The sequence below is a fragment of the Mycobacterium sp. RTGN6 genome (assembly GCF_033804605.1).
Lineage (GTDB): Bacteria > Actinomycetota > Actinomycetes > Mycobacteriales > Mycobacteriaceae > Mycobacterium.
The window spans coordinates 132,345-149,840 of the sequence record NZ_JAPZKZ010000008.1; the positions used below are offsets into that span (position 1 = coordinate 132,345).

At 67.0% G+C, this 17,496-nt stretch carries 13 protein-coding genes; 5 read left to right on the forward strand and 8 right to left on the reverse strand.

Going from position 1 to position 17,496, the window contains the following annotated elements:
- Nucleotides 1–12: 12 nt before the first annotated feature.
- The 5 genes from SLQ33_RS20415 to clpB all read right to left on the reverse strand — a co-directional run bounded on the left by SLQ33_RS20415 (nt 13) and on the right by clpB (nt 5,981).
- The gene (locus SLQ33_RS20415) at nt 13–657 is read right to left on the reverse strand and encodes a TrmH family RNA methyltransferase (protein ID WP_319455690.1); all 645 of its coding nucleotides are present in this window, start codon (nt 655–657) and stop codon (nt 13–15) included.
- Complete coding sequence (locus SLQ33_RS20420; protein WP_319455691.1) at nt 650–1,555, reverse strand: hypothetical protein; 906 nt, start codon at nt 1,553–1,555, stop codon at nt 650–652. The genes SLQ33_RS20415 and SLQ33_RS20420 overlap by 8 nt, the downstream gene beginning before the upstream one ends.
- Nucleotides 1,556–1,561: 6 nt before the next feature.
- The gene (locus tag SLQ33_RS20425) at nt 1,562–2,338 is read right to left on the reverse strand and encodes an SDR family oxidoreductase (protein ID WP_319455692.1); all 777 of its coding nucleotides are present in this window, start codon (nt 2,336–2,338) and stop codon (nt 1,562–1,564) included.
- Nucleotides 2,339–2,352: 14 nt separating this feature from the next.
- Nucleotides 2,353–3,156, reverse strand: coding sequence for a trehalose monomycolate transport factor TtfA (gene ttfA, locus SLQ33_RS20430; RefSeq protein ID WP_319455693.1), 804 nt, complete (start codon nt 3,154–3,156; stop codon nt 2,353–2,355).
- 278 nt (nt 3,157–3,434) lie between these two features.
- Nucleotides 3,435–5,981 carry an ATP-dependent chaperone ClpB gene (clpB, locus tag SLQ33_RS20435; protein WP_319455694.1) on the reverse strand — a complete coding sequence of 849 codons (2,547 nt, stop codon included), beginning with the start codon at nt 5,979–5,981 and terminating at the stop codon, nt 3,435–3,437.
- Between the two features lie 133 nt (nt 5,982–6,114).
- Between clpB and SLQ33_RS20440 the strand changes: the two genes are divergently transcribed.
- The gene (locus tag SLQ33_RS20440) at nt 6,115–6,678 is read left to right on the forward strand and encodes a hypothetical protein (RefSeq protein WP_319455695.1); all 564 of its coding nucleotides are present in this window, start codon (nt 6,115–6,117) and stop codon (nt 6,676–6,678) included.
- Between the two features lie 53 nt (nt 6,679–6,731).
- Nucleotides 6,732–7,289, forward strand: coding sequence for a hypothetical protein (locus tag SLQ33_RS20445; protein ID WP_319455696.1), 558 nt, complete (start codon nt 6,732–6,734; stop codon nt 7,287–7,289).
- Nucleotides 7,290–7,295: 6 nt separating this feature from the next.
- Here SLQ33_RS20445 and SLQ33_RS20450 read toward each other — a convergent pair whose 3' ends face one another.
- Nucleotides 7,296–8,240 carry an antibiotic biosynthesis monooxygenase gene (locus SLQ33_RS20450; RefSeq protein ID WP_319455697.1) on the reverse strand — a complete coding sequence of 315 codons (945 nt, stop codon included), beginning with the start codon at nt 8,238–8,240 and terminating at the stop codon, nt 7,296–7,298.
- Nucleotides 8,241–8,249: 9 nt separating this feature from the next.
- Nucleotides 8,250–9,644: a guanine deaminase gene (locus tag SLQ33_RS20455; protein ID WP_319455698.1), complete on the reverse strand. Its 1,395-nt coding sequence runs from the start codon at nt 9,642–9,644 to the stop codon at nt 8,250–8,252.
- A gap of 128 nt (nt 9,645–9,772) precedes the next feature.
- Between SLQ33_RS20455 and SLQ33_RS20460 the strand changes: the two genes are divergently transcribed.
- The 3 genes from SLQ33_RS20460 to SLQ33_RS20470 are packed head-to-tail and all read left to right on the forward strand — an operon-like array spanning nt 9,773 to nt 14,291.
- Nucleotides 9,773–10,594: an FAD binding domain-containing protein gene (locus SLQ33_RS20460; protein WP_319455699.1), complete on the forward strand. Its 822-nt coding sequence runs from the start codon at nt 9,773–9,775 to the stop codon at nt 10,592–10,594.
- Entirely contained in the window at nt 10,591–13,308 is a 2,718-nt protein-coding gene (locus SLQ33_RS20465; protein WP_319455700.1) for a molybdopterin-dependent oxidoreductase, read from the forward strand. Before SLQ33_RS20460 ends, SLQ33_RS20465 begins: the two co-directional genes overlap by 4 nt.
- Nucleotides 13,309–13,319: 11 nt before the next feature.
- A complete protein-coding gene (locus tag SLQ33_RS20470; RefSeq protein WP_319455701.1) occupies nt 13,320–14,291 on the forward strand; it encodes an antibiotic biosynthesis monooxygenase in 972 nt (323 codons plus the stop codon).
- On the opposite strand, the gene SLQ33_RS20475 is transcribed toward SLQ33_RS20470, so the two are convergent.
- Nucleotides 14,288–17,455: a multicopper oxidase domain-containing protein gene (locus SLQ33_RS20475; RefSeq protein ID WP_319455702.1), complete on the reverse strand. Its 3,168-nt coding sequence runs from the start codon at nt 17,453–17,455 to the stop codon at nt 14,288–14,290. The two genes, SLQ33_RS20470 and SLQ33_RS20475, sit on opposite strands and share 4 nt — an antisense overlap.
- Nucleotides 17,456–17,496 lie beyond the last annotated feature (41 nt).

A 17,496-nucleotide genomic window follows, 5' to 3' on the forward strand; every position in this document is an offset into this window, starting at 1 on the left:
GTCGATATTGCCCTACCAGGCCCTGTTGAGGTCGGCGTGTTGCGCGATCCACGCGTGCATCGCAATCCCCGCTGCGACGGCGGCGTTGATGCTCCGCGTCGAGCCGAACGCAGCAATCGACACCGTCTCGGAGGAACCGAGTCGCGCCTCCTCCGTGATGCCGGGGCCCTCCTGGCCGAAGATCATCAGGCATTCGCGTGGCAGCCGCGCGTGTTCGAGCCGTACCGAGCCGGGCACGTTGTCGACCGCCACCACCGTCAGCCCCGCGTCGGCGGCGAACGTCAAGAGCTCCGCAGTGGTGCCGTGGTGCTGCAGGCGCTGGTAGCGGTCGGTGACCATGGCCCCGCGCCGGTTCCATCGGCGTCTGCCAACGATGTGCACGGTGTCGACGGCGAATGCGTTGGCGGTCCGCACCACTCCCCCGATGTTGGCGTCGTTGTCGAAGTTCTCGATCGCGACGTGAAGCGGGTGCCTGCGCTGGTCGATGTCGGCGATGATCGCCTCCCGGGTCCAGTACCGGTAGGCGTCGACGACGTTGCGGGTGTCGCCGTCGGCCAGCAGCTGCGGGTCGTACCGCGGATCGTCCGGCAACTCGCCCGGCCAGGGTCCGACGCCGGGGCCATCGGTCCACTCGGTGGGGCCTCGTACCTCACTCACGGGGCGTGGTCCACAGCGCGGCGTGCGTGCCGATCACCGATACGGAGGCGAACAGCAGCGCCTGGTTGATCTCGCCCTGCGTACACAGCGAGGCCCGCACCGACACCGCGTCAAGCGAGGCGTCGGGCAGCACCAACAGCGACGCGCCGTAGACGTCGCACGCGTGCGACAGTCCCGGGGGTGGCAACGTCGGGCCCACCACGATCATCAGTGGTCCCCCGCGGCGCAGCGACTCGTCGCGGTATCGCGCTGCGAGACCGTTGATTTCGAGACCGAGCAGCATGTACCCGTTTCCGGTGAACGCCGCGGGATCACCGAGCGCCGTCGGTGCGAGCTGCGCGCCGTCGGCCCGGAACGCGTCCACGCTCGTGGACGCAATGACCAGCCCGGTGTCGTTCTCGTTGGTGGGAGTCAGGCCGACCGGATATGCCGCGGCGTAGGCCACCGTCGTACCGGCCATCCGGTCCTGCGGCGAGTACGCGTACACCCCGCGCACCTGAGTCTGATCCCGTAGCGGCCCCAAACACACTGTGCCCGTGAGCTTGTCGGGCGCGGGCGCCGCAGCGGGCTCGAGGTCCAGGCTGGTCACCCCGGTGCAGCCGCCAAGCGCGTTCGCCTCGATGGGATGCGCCAGCGCCCCATACAGCCCGAACCGCAGCGACTCCGGCTTGGCGTGCTGGCCGCCGGCCTGGGCCACGGACGCGTCGACGTCGATCAGCACGTAGTCGCCGTCGAAGCGCAGGTTGGCCACCGAGACGTTCCAGCCGAGCACCGACAGCGACTCGCCGATTTTCGCGGATGGTGCACCATAGGTGCGCCCGGCGTCGGGATCGCTCGAACAGGCGACCAGGGCGGCTCCGGTGACGATCGCGAGCAGTGCCGCAACGAGTGTGCGCACGCGGGGTTAGGTCCGCCCGCGGCCGCGACCGACGACTTTGGTCATGGCGCGCACCAGGTTTCGCGGCACCATGCGACCGCCGGTGGTCAGCAGTTTGTACTGCAGCCCCGGGACGATCACGACCTGGCCCTTGGCCACGTCGGCCAGACAGTCGCGGACGACGTCGGCCACTTCGAGCCACAGGATCGACGGGGTGCCGTCCATGTCGATGCCGGCACGCTCGTGGAACTCGGTGCGCACGAAGCCGGGACACAGCGCGTGCACGCCGACGCCGGTGCCTTCGAGCCCGTTGGCCAGGCCCTCCGAGAAACTGATCACCCACGCCTTGGACGCCGAGTACGTCGACCCGCGACCGGGCAACAACCCGGCAACGCTCGCCACGTTGATCACGGTGCCCGCGCCCGATGCCAACATCGGCGGCAGTGCGGCGTGCGTCAGCGCCATCACGGCGGTGACGTTCACGTCGAGTTGGGACTGCAGCGCCGCGAGGTCGGACGTCCAGAACTCGCCCGAGGTACCGAAACCGGCGTTGTTCACCAGGATTCGCACGCCTTGGGCGAGCCGCTCGGCCACCTTCTGGCGATCCGCGGCGACGGCCAGGTCGGCGGGTAGCACTTCGACGTTGGCGCCCGCCTCGTCGTGGAGTTCGGCCGCCAACCGTTCGAGGCGTTCGACGTCACGCGCGACCAACACCAGATCGTGGCCGTCGACGGCGTAGCGGCGGGCGAATCCCGCGCCGAGGCCGGACGTCGGCCCGGTGATCAGTGCGACGGGGCGGGCCATGCCCGACAGGTTACTCAGCGCTGATAGTGCGGCGACTGGCGGCCGTTGCGCACGGGTGGGCGCGCCTGCGTGTAGCGGCCGACGTCGCCCTGGCCCGGCGGTTGGTCGCTGCGGCCCGTTGGCAGTTCGGCGGGGCGGGCGAGCGGGCGGCTTGGTGCAGCTGGGCGCCGGGCGATGGCCTGGCCCGCGACGCCGTTGTGGCCCGGTTGCGGGACGGGCGGCAGGACGCGGAGCAGATCGTTGAACTGACGGACCGTGAGCAGGCCCTCGTCCCACTGCGCGCGGGTGCTGCCGATCGGCATGCTGACGAGCGTCCAGTTCTGCTCGTTCCACATGATCTCGGCGCAATCTGGCGCGGCATGCGCGAACGTGACCATGCGCCGATCGCAGGCGCGCCGTGCGGCGTCGAGGTTGGTGGAGTACACCATGCGCGGGCCGATGGCACCGAGCAGCCAGATGTCGCCTTCGCGCGGTTCCTTGATGTCCTTGAGTCGGACGTCGACGACGACGTTGGTGCCGACCTTGCGGTGCAACGCGATCACGGTGGCCACGTCTTCGAGATCGAAGATGAAGACGGCCTCGCCGCGGATCTGGCCGAGCACCACGTTCTTGGCGGCGACGTCGCCGACGGTGGACATCACGCCGCGCTTCCAACGCTTCACGATGTCGTGAGACTCGTGTTCGTAGTCGAACCCGTGCGACTTGGCCCACGACTTGCGGCGGCGTCCGAGCCCGCGTCGACGGTCGGTGTCGACGTACAGCAATACGGCCGCACCCACGAAACAGAGTGCGGACAGCGTGAACCAGAGCGGGACCATTGGGCCCCAGCCTACTGGTTGGTACCGCTTTCTCCCGAACTCGAAAAGGTCACAACCCGGTTACCAGGCGGCACGGTTTGCCGAGCGCTGGTCCACCAACGACGACCGCCCTACAGAACTCGGCATTCGACGCATCGAGTTCTGCATGAGGGTCGTGATTTCCGCTGATCAACGACCCAGCTGCAGAAGTCGAGCCGGTTGGCGTCGAGCTCTGCATCACGGTTGTGACGTGCGGGAACCCCCGTGCCGAAACGCACGGGGGTTCCCAGAGCCGTTGCTCAGCCCAGGATCAGGGCTTCTCCGTCGGCACTGACGTTGACGGGAACCACGTCGCCGTCGTGCACGTCGCCGGCCAGCAGCAGCTTTGCCAGCTGGTCGCCGATGGCCTGCTGCACCAGGCGGCGCAGCGGACGGGCGCCGTACACGGGGTCGAACCCGCGGTTGGCCAGCCATTCCTTCGCCGGCAGCGACACCTCGAGGGTGAGCCTGCGCTGCGCCAGCCGCTTCTGCAGCTGCGCCAACTGGATGTCGACGATCTGGACCAGTTCGTCGGGTTGAAGCGCGGCGAAGATGAGCACGTCGTCGAGTCGGTTGATGAACTCCGGCTTGAACGCCGCCCGCACCGCCGCCATCACCTGCTCCTCCGAGCCGCCCGACCCGAGGTTGGACGTCAGGATGAGGATCGTGTTGCGGAAGTCGACCGTGCGGCCCTGGCCGTCGGTCAGCCTGCCCTCGTCGAGCACCGCCAGCAGCACGTCGAACACGTCCGGGTGGGCCTTCTCGACCTCGTCGAACAGCACCACCGTGTACGGGCGCCTACGCACTGCCTCGGTCAGCTGCCCGCCCTGGTCGTACCCGATGTAGCCGGGAGGCGCACCCACCAGCCGAGCCACGGAGTGCTTCTCGCCGTACTCGCTCATGTCGATACGGACCATGGCGCGCTCGTCGTCGAACAGGAAGTCCGCCAACGCCTTTGCCAACTCGGTCTTGCCGACGCCAGTCGGTCCGAGGAACAGGAACGAGCCCGTTGGTCGGTTCGGGTCGGCAACGCCTGCCCGACTGCGGCGCACCGCGTCGGAAACCGCCTGCACGGCCTTGCGCTGACCCACCACGCGCTTGCCGAGCTCGTCCTCCATGCGGAGCAGCTTGGCGGTCTCGCCCTCGAGCAGCCGGCCCGCCGGGATGCCGGTCCAAGCCGCCACGACGTCGGCGATGTCGTCGGGGCCGACCTCCTCCTTGAGCATGACGTTCTCGCGCTCCTGGGCGACGGGCAGCGCCGCGTCGAGCTTCTTCTCGAGCTCGGGGATGCGCCCGTACCTCAGCTCGGAGGCCTTCGCCAGGTCACCGTCGCGCTCGGCCCTGTCGGCCTCGCCGCGCAACTTGTCCAGCTGCTCGGTGAAGTCGCGGACGATGTCGATGGCACTCTTCTCGTTCTGCCATCGGGTCGTTAGCTCCGCCAGCTTCTCTTTGTAGTCGGCGAGCTCGGCACGCAGCTTCTCGAGCCGATCCTTTGAGGCGTCGTCGGACTCCTTCTCCAGCGCCATCTCCTCGATCTCGAGCCGGCGGACCAGCCGCTCGACCTCGTCGATCTCGACGGGCCGGGAGTCGATCTCCATGCGCAGCCGCGACGCGGCCTCGTCGACCAGGTCGATGGCCTTGTCGGGCAGGAAGCGGCTGGTGATGTAGCGGTCGGACAGCGTGGCCGCCGCCACCAGAGCGGAGTCGGTGATGCGCACGCCGTGGTGCACCTCGTAGCGGTCCTTGAGCCCGCGCAGGATGCCGACGGTGTCGTCGACCGACGGTTCGCCGACCAGTACCTGCTGGAAGCGCCGTTCGAGGGCGGCGTCCTTCTCGATGTACTTGCGGTACTCGTCGAGCGTGGTCGCGCCGACCATGCGGAGTTCGCCGCGGGCCAGCATCGGCTTGATCATGTTGCCCGCGTCCATCGCCGATTCGCCGCTGGCGCCTGCACCCACGATGGTGTGCAGCTCGTCGATGAACGTGATGACCTGCCCGGCCGAGTTCTTGATGTCGTCGAGCACGGCCTTGAGCCGCTCCTCGAACTCGCCTCGGTACTTGGCGCCTGCCACCATCGACCCGAGGTCGAGCGAGACGACGGTCTTGTCGCGCAGACTCTCCGGGACGTCGCCCTCGATGATGCGCTGGGCCAGGCCCTCGACGATCGCGGTCTTGCCGACGCCGGGCTCACCGATGAGCACCGGGTTGTTCTTGGTGCGACGGCTCAACACCTGCACGACGCGACGAATCTCGTTGTCGCGCCCAATGACTGGGTCCAGCTTGCCTTCGCGGGCCTGGGCCGTCAGGTCGGTGGAGTACTTCTCCAGCGCCTGGTAGGTGCCCTCGGGGTCGGGGCTGGTGACGCGGGCGCTGCCGCGCACCTTGGTGAACGCATCACGCAGCGCCTGTGGCGACGCGCCGTGACCGGTCAGCAGTTTCGCGGTGTCGCCGTCGCCGGTGGCGAGGCCGACCATCAGATGCTCGGTCGAGACGTACTCGTCGTCCATCTCGGTGGCGAGCTGCTGGGCGGCGGTGATGGCCGCGATCGAGTCGCGGGACAGCTGTGGCGTCGAGTTGGCGCCGCTAGCGCTGGGGAGCCGGTCGACGAGGCGTTGCGCCTCGGTCCGAATGGTCGCCGGATCGACGCCGACCGCTTCCAGCAGGGGCGCGGCGATGCCGTCGTTCTGCGTCAACAACGCCATCAACAGATGGGCGGGCCGGATCTCCGGGTTGCCTGCGGTGGTGGCCGCCTGCAACGCCGAGGTCAGCGCCGCCTGGGTCTTCGTGGTCGGGTTGAACGAGTCCACGACACCTCCATTCTTGAGACAGTGGCCATCGAGTGGCCAGGAAAATGCTTGTCGCCTTGTCCAACGCCGTCAAGGTTGAGTCTGTTCCGCTCAACTCTGACCAATTTTCCGCGACGTCGACCACACTGGTTCCATGCGCTTCAACCCGCCGCCGAATTGGCCGCCCGCACCGCCCGGCTGGACGCCCTCGCCCGACTGGCAGCCCGATCCGTCGTGGCCACCGATACCACCTGGCTGGCCGCTGTGGGTTGCCGAACCCCCGACTCGGCGGAAGGCCGGACTGATCATCGGCGCAATCGCCGCCGTGTTGCTCATCGGCGTCGGCGTCGTGGTCGCCATCATCGCCACGCGGGACTCGCCCAACGTCACCGTAACCGGGTCGACGACCACCACCCAGGTAGCGCAGTCGGACGAAGACCAACTGCGCGACGTCGTCGACCAGTTCGAGAAGGCGTGGAACGACGAAGACTACGACGAGTTGAGCGAACTCATGTGCGCGGAGATGCGCAACGACGACGAGTTCGGCGAGAGTGAGTTTCGCGAGATGCGTGACGTCGGAGGCCAACTGACCCTGACGATCAACTCGATCGACATCAACGGCGACGCAGCGACGGCCACCATCTTGAACAGCGGCGAAGATGCCGACGACATCGGATTCGTCCGCGAGGACGACGAGTGGAAGTGGTGCGAGTTCTGAGCCTGGCCCGACGATGCCGACGCATGCCGACACTTCATCGTTCACACTGAGTCATGCGCTTCAACCCGCCGCCGAACTGGCCGCCCGCGCCGCCTGGCTGGACGCCCCCACCCGGGTGGCAGCCCGACGCGTCCTGGCCGCCGCTGCCGCCCGGCTGGCAGTTGTGGGTAGCGGATGCCCCGCGCCGCAAGACCGGGCTGATCATCGCCGGCGCGCTCGCCGCAACGCTGCTCGTCGTCGTCGGCGTCGTGGTCGCGATCGTCATGACGCGGTCCACGCCCGAAGTCACGGTGACCTCGCCGACCACCACCACCAACGAACAGAGCGACGAGGAGCAGATCGAAGAGGTCGTCGCGCGCTTCCAAGACGCGTGGAACGACGAGGACTTCTCCGGGTTCGAGCCGATCGTCTGCCAGGAGATGGCCGACGCCGACGAGTTCAACGAGTCCGACTTCCTCGAGGCGCGACAGGATTCCGACGAGATGGACATCTCGGTCACGTCCGTCGACGTCGACGGGGACTCCGCGACGGCGAGCGTCGAGGGGTCGGGCGGTTCCCGCGACATCCCGTTCCTGCGCGAGGACGACGGCTGGAAGTGGTGCGACCCCTAACGGGCGCTAGCCGTAGTCCCAGTACTGCAGCCACGTGACCGTCGCGAAGATCGCGAGCGTCACCGCGTAGACCCCGACCACCACGAGCGCCCCGCGCAGCGAGACGACCCACCCGGCGCCGTCGACCGGGTCGAGCCAGCGACGCATCCGCCTGGCCGCGAACGGCATCAGTAGCCACTGCAGCGCCGACACGCTGGCAACCTCGCTGAGCCACATCGCCAGCCAGGGCTCCGCACCGGCCCGGTCGAGCTGCGGACCGAGGAACCTCGACAGCAGCATCACCGTCGGGTACAGCACCATCAGCACGAGCATCGCCGACTTCCAGCTGGGCGTCAGCTCCGTCTCACCGTTCTCGATGCGCACCGTGGTGCCGAACGGCGTGGTGTGCGACGCCGTCGAGAAGTCCCGTTCCAACGTCGAGCGCAACGACGCCAGCGACGCCTGCCGCTGAGTTGACTTCAGCCACGCGCCGAGCAGTCGCTCAGTGCGGAACCGGATCATCGACGTCCACTCTCCTGCGACTCCTGGCGGGAACACGACGGTGCCCTCGTAGCCAGCGAACTGGGAGCTCACCTCGGTCAATTCGCCTTGTGCGCTGGTGAAGTCGGCGTCGCGGCCGCCGGCGACACGGTGTCGGAACACGGCGACGCCGGGTGGGGTGAGCTCGCCTTCGATGACGACCAGGTCCGGCGACGCGCGGTGGAAACCGTGCCGAGCACCCTCGCGCAGCACCGCCGCCCGCACGGTGCCGTCGAGCCAGTCATTGAGGCCTTGCTCGTTACGGAAGGTGGCTGACACCGCGAAGTCCAGCCGCTCGTCGTCGTGGACGGATGTCACCGACTCGACGAACCCGGGCGCCTCGCGGGCGGCCGAGCCCAATGCGGCGGCCCACTCGTCGAAGCCAGCCTGCTCGACGGGGCGGTGCAGGATGGTGACGGCGCTGGCACTCATCGGAACCTCCTAGGCGGGATCGAGTCGACGGCCGCGCACGTATACCGCTGCGATCGACGACTCCCGAATGCCCATCAGCAGGGCGAAGAGTGTTTGGTCCCTGGCCAAGTCGTGATCGGCGGAGCGTACCGCCAACGTGGTGTTGGCCTCGAGCATTGGAGTGCCCGCCGGGTCGACCACCACGAAGTCGGCCTCCTTGCCGACGTCGAAGTTGCCGAAGCGGTCTTCCATGTCGAGGGCGCGGGCACCGCCAAGCGTCCCGATGAAGAGCAGCTCGGCCGGGTGCATCGAGACGCCCGCCTCACCGGGTTCGGTGATGTGCACCTTGAACGCGTCGCCGAGCACCCGAGGGATCAGCCACTCGTCGCCGCCGCCGAAATCCGTTCCGGCCGAGACGTTCACCCCGGAGGCGATGGTCCGCTTCCACGGCATCGTGCCGGAGCCGAGGAACAACTGGGAGATCGGGCAGTGCGAGATCGACGTCCCGGTCTCGGCCATCCGTTCCAGCTCGGCGTCCTGGCAGTGCACGCAGTGCGCCAGCACGGTGCGCCTGCCGAGCAGGCTCGCCCCTCCGACCGACGAGCCGGGGAGGAACTTCCCGTCGTACGTGTCGAGGTACGTGTCGACCTGATACGTCTGCTTCGTCACGTCGACTTCGCCGGTGCCAGGGCGGTTGTTCTCATTGAGGTGGGTGTGCACGTAAACGCCGCGGTCGCGGACGGACTCGTAGAGCTCGCCGAGGTTCTTCAGGGTCTCGGTCGTCACCGACAGCGAGAACCGCGGCACGATCGCCACGTGCAGCAGCGCGGTGTCGACGGCGCCCGTGTCGGCTGCATGCCACCTCTCGATCTCCTCGCGCGTCAGCCGGATCGCGTCGGCCTCCGACGTAAGCGCCGTCTCCGGCCCCACCGTCTGGATGCCCCGTCCGCTGACTATGCGCAGTCCGCGCCGCTGCGTCTCGGTGAACAGTGCGTCCTGCGCATGCGGGAAGGCCGATCCGAAGACCATCGCGGCGGTGGTTCCCGCGGCGATCCGACGGTTGCAGAACTCGACCGCGGCCCGCTGTGCGAACTCCACCTCGGCGAACCGCGACTCGGACGGGAAGATGCACAGGTTGAGCCATTCGAGCAGCTGCCCGCCGCCGTACGAGTCGCCTGCGTAGGTCTGCGGGAAGTGGACGTGGGTGTCCACGAAGCCGGGCAGCAGGAACCCGGGACGATGGTCGTGGACGACCGCGTCACCGAACTGCTCGGGTAGTTCAGACCTCTTGCCGCAGAACGTGATCCGGCCCGCATCGTCGACCACCAACGCGCCGTCGGGGATGTCCACCAGGGCGTCGGTCGCCCCTGTGACGGCGGGCCGACCAGCGACGTGGAACACGTGGCCGTAGTGAACGTGACTCATCGGACCATGATGGCAGTTCCTGCTGATTGACGCGTCGGTAGAAAAGTTCGGCCATTCCGGTCCCTCGGTTCAGCAACCGCCATACAGTCAGGCGGCGCAGGGTGTGCCGGCGCGCAAAGGGGGCCTCCGTGGACATCACCACCATCACCGAAGTCGTCCGACGACCTCCGGAGCAACCGGGGACGCTCTGGCGGGCTGGCGACGCCTGGCTGGCGGGCGGAACGTGGCTTTACTCGGACAAGCAGCCCGAGGTACAGCGCCTGATCGACTTGATGCCGCTGGGCTGGGACACCCTGGAGGCCAGTGACTCGGGGCTCGACATCGGCGCGATGTGCACGATTCACGCGCTGTACACCTTTGCGGCACCTGATGATTGGCGTGCGGGCCCGTTGTTGCCCGCCAGTTGCGAGGCTTTCCTTGCTTCGTTCAAGGTATGGAACTCGGCGACGGTCGGGGGCAACATCTGCATGTCGCTGCCCGCGGGCCCGATGATCACGTTGACGGTCGCCCTCGAAGCGACCTACACGCTGTGGGGGGCCACCGGCCGCGAACGAACCGTCGACGCAGGCGATTTCGTCACGGGCGACCACCAGAACGTGCTTGGCCCTGGCGAGCTGCTGCGCAGCATCCACATTCCGGCGACCGCGCTCCGCAAACGCCATGCGCACCGGCGCTTCACCCTGACTCAGATGGGCAGGTCGACGATCTTCATGATCGGCACGCAGAGCCCCGGCAGCGACGACCTGCTGCTCACCATCACCGCGGCCACCACCCATCCGGTTCGACTGTCCTTCGACTCCATGCCAACGGCCGAGGCGCTGGCCCACCGGATCGATTCGATCAGCGACGACGTGTGGTTCGACGATCCGAACGGCGCGCCCGATCACCGTCACCACCTGGCCAGGTACTACGCCGAACAGATCCGCGCCGAACTCGGAGCCCACTCATGACGTACACGGTGAACGGCAAGACGTTCGACGCCGAGCCCGACCCCGGCCAGTGCCTACGCACGTTCGTCCGGTCGCTCGGCGCGCTTGGCGTCAAGAAGGGTTGCGACGCAGGCGATTGCGGTGCCTGCACGGTCTGGCTGGACGGTGCCCCGGTACACAGTTGCATCACCCCGGCGTTCCGTGCCGACGGCCGCGAGGTCACCACCATCGAGGGCCTCGGCACTCCGGACGACCTTCACCCACTGCAGCGCCAGTTCCGCGACGCCCCCGGCTTCCAGTGCGGGTTCTGCACCGCGGGCATGATCATGACCGCGGCGACGTTCACCGACGCGCAGAAGCAGAACCTACCGCGCGCCCTGAAGGGAAACCTCTGCCGCTGCACCGGGTATCGCGCGATCGAGGACGCGATCAACGGCGTCGCCGAGATCGAGGAGTGCAAACCCGGTGAAGCCGTGGGCACCAGCGTCGGAGCGCCCGCGGCCACCGGAGTCGTCACGGGAACCGTCGAGTACACCATGGACACCCAGATCGAGGGCATGCTCCACCTGAAGGTGCTGCACTCTCCGCACGCGCACGCCCGCGTCCTCTCGATCGACAAGAGCGCCGCGCTCGCCGTGCCCGGGGTTCAGCGCGTCTACACGTGGGAAGACGTCCCGCGCAAGCACTTCAACACCGCCATCCACACCGACCACCTCGTCGATCCCGACGACACCTACATCCTCGACGACGTCATGCGGTTCGTCGGCCAGCGGGTGGTGGCAGTGCTCGCGGACTCGGTGCGTGCCGCCGAGGAGGGCGCCCGCTTGGTCGTCGTCGAGTACGAGGTGCTGCCCGCCGTGTTCGATCCTGAGCAGGCGATGCTCGACGGGGCGCCACAGCTGCACGGCTCCCACGACCCGTTCATCCAGGATCCGAATCACAACATCCTGCTGGAGCTTCACGGCGAGATCGGCAGTGTCGAAACCGGTTTCGCCGAGGCGGACGTGATCCACGAGGGTACCTACTTCTCGCCGCGGGTGCAGCACGCCCACCTCGAGACGCACGGGTCGATCGCCTGGATGGAGGACGGCAGGCTGCACGTGCGCACCAGTTCGCAGTCACCGTCCATCTGCAAGGGCAAGCTGGCGCACCTGTTCGACCTGCGACCCGATCAGCTGCGAGTGTTCTGCAAGCGGGTCGGCGGCGGCTTCGGTGGCAAGCAGGAGGTGATCTCCGAGGATCTCGTCGCGCTGGCCACGTTGGATACCGGACGTCCGGTGTGCTGGGAGTACACCCGCGAGGAGGAGTTCACCACGGCGTCGCCGCGGCACCCGATGACCGTGACGGTGAAACTCGGCGCAAAGGCCGACGGCACGCTGACCGCGCTGCACTTCCGCAACGTGTCCAACACCGGCGCCTACGGCAACCACGGCGGCGAGACGTTGTTCGCCGGCGGCGCCGCAGTCGGCCAGTACCGTTGTGCCAACAAGAAATTCGACGGGTACGCGGTCTACACGAACACCGTGCCTAGCGGCGCGTTGCGCGGCTACGGCATGACCCAGCCCACCTTCGCCGTCGAGTCGGCGATGACCGAACTGGCGATCGCACTCGACATGGATCCACTCGAGTTGCGTCGGCGCAACGTCGTGAAACCGGGTGACGCCATCGAGGCGCTCGGCGAACATCCCGACGACGTCAGCTTCAGCGAGGACACGCTGTCGGAGTGCATCGACCTGGTCGACGAGGCGTTGCGACGGACGTCCGACGTGCCAGATCTCGGGCCCGACTGGCGCATCGGCGTCGGCACTGCGAGCTCCATCCACGAGACGGCACCGCCGACCGAGCACATCTCCGAGGCGTGGGCCACGCTGCGGGACGACGGCGTCTATGAGATCGCGGTCGGCACCGTCGAATTCGGCGAGGGCACCTCGACCGCGCACGTGCAGATCGCCGCCACCGTGCTCGGCACCACCCCAGCGCGGGTGCACCTGGTGCAGTCCGATACCGACCGGACGGGCTTCGACACCGGTGCATTCGCGAGCGCGGGGCTCTTCGTCTCAGGCAACGCCGTGCAGAGGGCCGCCACCGCACTGCGCGACGGCATCCTGCGCTTCGCCGCCCGCCACACCCACGCCGAATTGGCCGCGTGCTCGATGAACGACGACGGGGTGCAATGCGGCGACTCGCGGCTCTCACTGACGGAGCTGCTCGACGCGGCCCGCGCACGGGGGACCCGGTTCACCGAGGCCCGCAAGGCGTACGGGTCCCCGCGCAGCGTGTCGTCCAACGCACACGGGTTCCGCATCGCCGTGCACCGGGTCACCGGTGAGATCCGAATCCTCTACAGCGTCCAGGCCGCCGACGCCGGCGTCGTGATCAACCCCGTACAGGTGCGGGGCCAGATCGAAGGCGGGGTGGCACAGGGCATCGGCTTCGCCCTCACCGAGAACTTCCACGTCGACGAGCACGGCGTGATGATCAACCCGAACCTGCGCAACTACCGAATCCCCACGTATGCCGACATCCCCCGCACCGAGGTGATCGTCGTCGAGTCGCACGACTCCGTCGGGCCGATGGCATCGAAGGGCATCGCGGAATCGTGCATCAACCCGGTCGCACCGGCACTGGCCAATGCGCTGGCGGATGCCACCGGAGTGCGCTACCGCGAGCTGCCCTTCACTCCCGAACGGATCTACAGCCGACTCGGCTCAAGCCACCTGACTCCGGCGACGTGAAGGACCAGTAGATGGACACCAAGAAAACCACCGACACGGCGGCCACGGTCATCATCGGGCAGAAGGTGCGGCCCGGACAGGAGCAGGAGTTCGAATCCTGGCAACAGGGGATGAACCGAGAGTCCTCCAAGTACCCGGGATTCATTGCCGCCGAGATCAATCCACCAACCGCAGTTCAGTCGGACTGGGTCGTGGTCTACCGCTTCGACTCCGTGGCCCACGTTCAGGCCTGGATCAACAGCTCAACCCGGCAGAGACTGATCGAGCGAGGGAGACCGTTCGTCGACGGCCCGGGAACTCAACAGGTCATCGGTGGCGGTGCACGCCCCACCGATCCGCTGGTGACCGTAGTCGTCACCCACAGCGTCAGCCCGGCCGACGTCGCTGATTTTCTCGCGTGGCAGGAGCGACTTCGCCTGGCGGAGAGCCAGTTCAATGGTTTCCGCGGCACCGAATTGTTCCGCCCGGTGGAGGGCGTCCAGGATGAATGGACGGCGCTCTACCGGTTCGAGAATGCCGACGACCTCGACACATGGCTCCTCTCCAAGGAGCGCGAGCAGTTACTCGCCGAGGGCAAGAAGTTCTCCGAATTCCGATCGCGCACCATCGACAACTCGTTCGGCAGCTGGTTCGCGTTCGACGAGAACGGCAAACAGGCGCCGCCGCCGTCGGAAACCAAGACCTCCATCGCGGTATGGGTTGGCCTCTACCCGACCGTGGTGATTCTGACTCTTCTGCTGTCCCCGCTGAAGATGCCGCTGTGGCTTGGCATGCTCGTCGGAAACCTGTTGTCGAGCTTCGCCATCAGCTTCCTGGTGATGCCCTACTACGTGAATCCGTTGCTCAAGCGCTGGCTGCGACCACCGTCGGATGTGCCAAAGGCCCGCACGAACTGGCAGGGTATCGGCACCGTCGTCGCGGTCAACCTGTTCTGGGTGATTGTCTTTTACCTGGTGACCAGGGTGTTCTGGCACCTACCCTAGCGTCCCGCCAACGGCGCCGGGCCGGTTACTCCTGGCAGCGCGGGCAGCGTCACGATCACCTTGGGCGCCACCGTCGTTGCGGCCGGATCCGGCCGCGCCAGTGCGAGTTTGCGCACCTCGGCGCCGCCGGCACCCTGACCACTCACCAGTAGATCCGCGCCACTCGTCGTACTGGTGGTCGCGACCGTCACCCCGCCGGTGAACGGTTCGAACGACGCGATCTGGGTGTACTTGATGTCGGTGTCGTGATGGTTGGGGCTCTCCAGGTACATGCCTGGGAAGCCGTCCAGCCGCGACCCGTTCGACCACACCCGCACGGTTCCGGACCCACCGAGCTGACCGGTGACGATGCTCTTCGCACCCCCCTCGACACCCGCAACCCAGCCGGTCGACAGGGACACTCCGCCGGTGTAGCCCTCGTCGTACGCCAGGAAGCTCGACGTCATCGTCGGTTCGTTGGGCTTGCCGATGTGTTCGGGGACGGTGCCGTTCGCCTGCGCCCGCTCGGTCGGCGTGTACAGGTCGAAGCGGAAGGTCTTGATCAACGGCGCGTCTCCCGGACCCGGCGCCGTGACGATGGTCTCGCGGCCCGAACCGAGCTCCACCATGCCGGTCGCCAGCACCACGCCAGACTTGGAGCCGGGATACGGCGTGAAGCTGGAGAACACGTCCGGCGCCTTGCCCCGCTCGCTGGGCAGCGTCGATGAGAAGACCTTGACCTGCGAGTCGATGCCGGAGCCTGAGCCCACGATGACGTTGTCCGCCAACGCATTTCCGTCGATGTCGGCGCCCGCGACATTCACGCCGCCCTGGAATCCGGCGTCAAACGGAGCGAACCTGGCCAACTCCGCCGTGAATCGACCCTGGGCCGAGTCATTGCCGTCATAGACGACGACCTGGTTGTCCACCCCGGCACCGGTGCCGACCACCAGGTCCAGGATCATGTCGCCGTTCACGTCGGCCATCGCCACGCTCGGGGTGCCCTCGAAGCCAGGGAACGGTGTGACGAACGCAATCACCTTGTCCCCGTTGCCGTCGTGTACCCGGACCGTGGCCGGCTTACCCTTGGACCCTGGCACCGCCACCGCATACGTCGACACCTCGGGGATGACGTTGATGGTCGCCATCAGTCCGTTGTCCTCGTGGTTCAGGCGGTGACAGTGCACCACGTAAGTGCCCGCATATTCGATGAAGTCGGAGCGCAACGTCAGCGCCGCCGGAGCGAGCGGGTTTTCTTCCGCGTCGATCACCGGCGGCGGCACGTTCGCATTGTCGATGCCGAACGGCTGCACCCCGGTGGTGGTACCGATGATGGGGCTCACGACCTTCTGTACCTGAAAGTCGTTGACGTGAATGTGGATCGGGTGGCTGTCGTTGTTGTAGTTGGTGAACGACCATTCCTCGACGGAGTTCAGCCGTGGCTGAATCAGCGGGATGTTGGGAAAGACGTTGTTGTCGAACTGGTAGTTGAAAGCCTTCGGATCGCTGTTGCTGGCCTTCTTGTTGCCGAAACCACCGCCGATGTCGAGTGCGCGCTTGACGTCGGGCTCCATCACGGAGGTGTCCACGAATGACGTGTAGGCGTCCAGGTTCTGGCCCGGCTCGAATGCGGTGGTCTGCCCCTCGCCGCTATCGGGCGTGACCTTCAGCATGGTCTGCGTCGGGAAGGAAAAGAAGCCGTCGCGCGCCGCGATGTACTTGGGGTCGATCGTGACCGTGCCCAGTACGGCCGGGGAGTTCTTAGTTCCGTTGTTGGTATACAGCACACCGGGTTCGGAGATCCCCTTGACGCCCTGACCCGGCGGCATCTCGACGACGAGGTCGCCGGACTTCGGCATCGTGACCGCGATGGCGTAGCGCGACCCCGGCGGAATCTCGAGGTACGTTCCGTCGCCGTCCACGGGACGTTGCACCTGGGTGTAGGGGTTGCCGTCCTGTCCGACGATCGCAAACTTCGGGTGGTTGCCCGTCGCCGTCTCGGTGAATCTCAGTGGCACGAAGGCGATGTCGCTCATGTTGGCGAACACCCAGATCTCGGTCTGGCCCGGCTTGAGCTTGAGCTCCGGCTGGAACTGGCCGTTGATGGTGAATTGCACGTCGCGTTCGTTCTCGGGCAGCGACGGGTCGGCCGGGATGGTCTTCGACGGACTGGTGAAGGTCTGCAGATTCTGCGGGACGAACTGGTTCTGGCCGCGGTGGTTGTGGACCGACAGCGGCCCGGCGTACCAGTTCGTGAAGAACTCGGCATCCTTGGTGGACTGCGAGAAGTTCACCGGGGCAAGGCTCGGTTGGTACGTACCGTCGGCGAGCTGATTGCCCTCCGGCGGCTTCAGCGTGCTGACCCACTGTTCCCAGTACGGGTTGTTCAGTTGGTGACCGCCGTTGGCCCGGTCGAAGACGAAGTTGTACTGCAGCGCCATGTCGCGAATGGGGATCTTGTTCTGCGTGACCAGGGGTAGGTTGCCGTCCGGTCGACCGATCTCCAACAGGCCCGCCAGGCCCATGTACGTCTGTTGCGCGGTCACGGTGTGGCGATGGCTGTGGTACCAGTACAGGCCGTTCGGCATGTTCGACGGCACGGCGTAGTCATACCTGTTGCCCATGCCGGCCGGAATCGACAGCAGCACGTTGTCGGCGTTTCCGGACGGGCTCACGTGCAAGCCGTGGGTGTGCAGGTTGAGCGGCGCCTCCCTGAGCACGGGCGGATAGATCGGGACGTCACCGCCAGCAGGAACATAGGCGGGGTCGTTGAAGTCGTCGATCGTAAGGCCTTGTAAATCGTTGTCGTAGTGGATGATCAGCCGTTCGCCGGGGTCGACGCGCAAGGTCGGCGCGGGGTAGACGCCGTCTGCCTTGGTCGATCCGTCCGAGCTGGTGCCCTTGATCACCTCGTAGCCGAAGACGAGGAAGTTCGACACCGGCTCCTTGACGGTGTCGAGGTTGACCGTGCCCTGGCGGGCCGACAGCCGGACCTCGAGCACGCCGTCCTTACTCGAGAGGCGAACCGGTTCACGGAAGGGCGCGGGCTTGCCCTCGGGTCCGGCGTTCACCCCGGCTTCGGGTTGCGGCGCCACCTTCTGCTGGGGCGAACAACTCGTCAGCATCGCCGTCAGCGTCACGACGGACACGACGGCAAGGACGGATTTGAAACGACGCAACGTCACGGTGCCCCCTGGCGGCCATACCAGCAAACGTTGCTGGCCAA

Coding starts and splice junctions, on each gene's coding strand:
- SLQ33_RS20470 (WP_319455701.1), top strand. CDS start 13,320: ATGGACACCAAGAAAACCACCGACACGGCGGCCACGGTCATCATCGGG.
- SLQ33_RS20445 (WP_319455696.1), top strand. CDS start 6,732: ATGCGCTTCAACCCGCCGCCGAACTGGCCGCCCGCGCCGCCTGGCTGG.
- SLQ33_RS20455 (WP_319455698.1), bottom strand. CDS start 9,644: ATGAGTCACGTTCACTACGGCCACGTGTTCCACGTCGCTGGTCGGCCC.
- SLQ33_RS20440 (WP_319455695.1), top strand. CDS start 6,115: ATGCGCTTCAACCCGCCGCCGAATTGGCCGCCCGCACCGCCCGGCTGG.
- SLQ33_RS20450 (WP_319455697.1), bottom strand. CDS start 8,240: ATGAGTGCCAGCGCCGTCACCATCCTGCACCGCCCCGTCGAGCAGGCT.
- SLQ33_RS20465 (WP_319455700.1), top strand. CDS start 10,591: ATGACGTACACGGTGAACGGCAAGACGTTCGACGCCGAGCCCGACCCC.
- ttfA (WP_319455693.1), bottom strand. CDS start 3,156: ATGGTCCCGCTCTGGTTCACGCTGTCCGCACTCTGTTTCGTGGGTGCG.
- SLQ33_RS20425 (WP_319455692.1), bottom strand. CDS start 2,338: ATGGCCCGCCCCGTCGCACTGATCACCGGGCCGACGTCCGGCCTCGGC.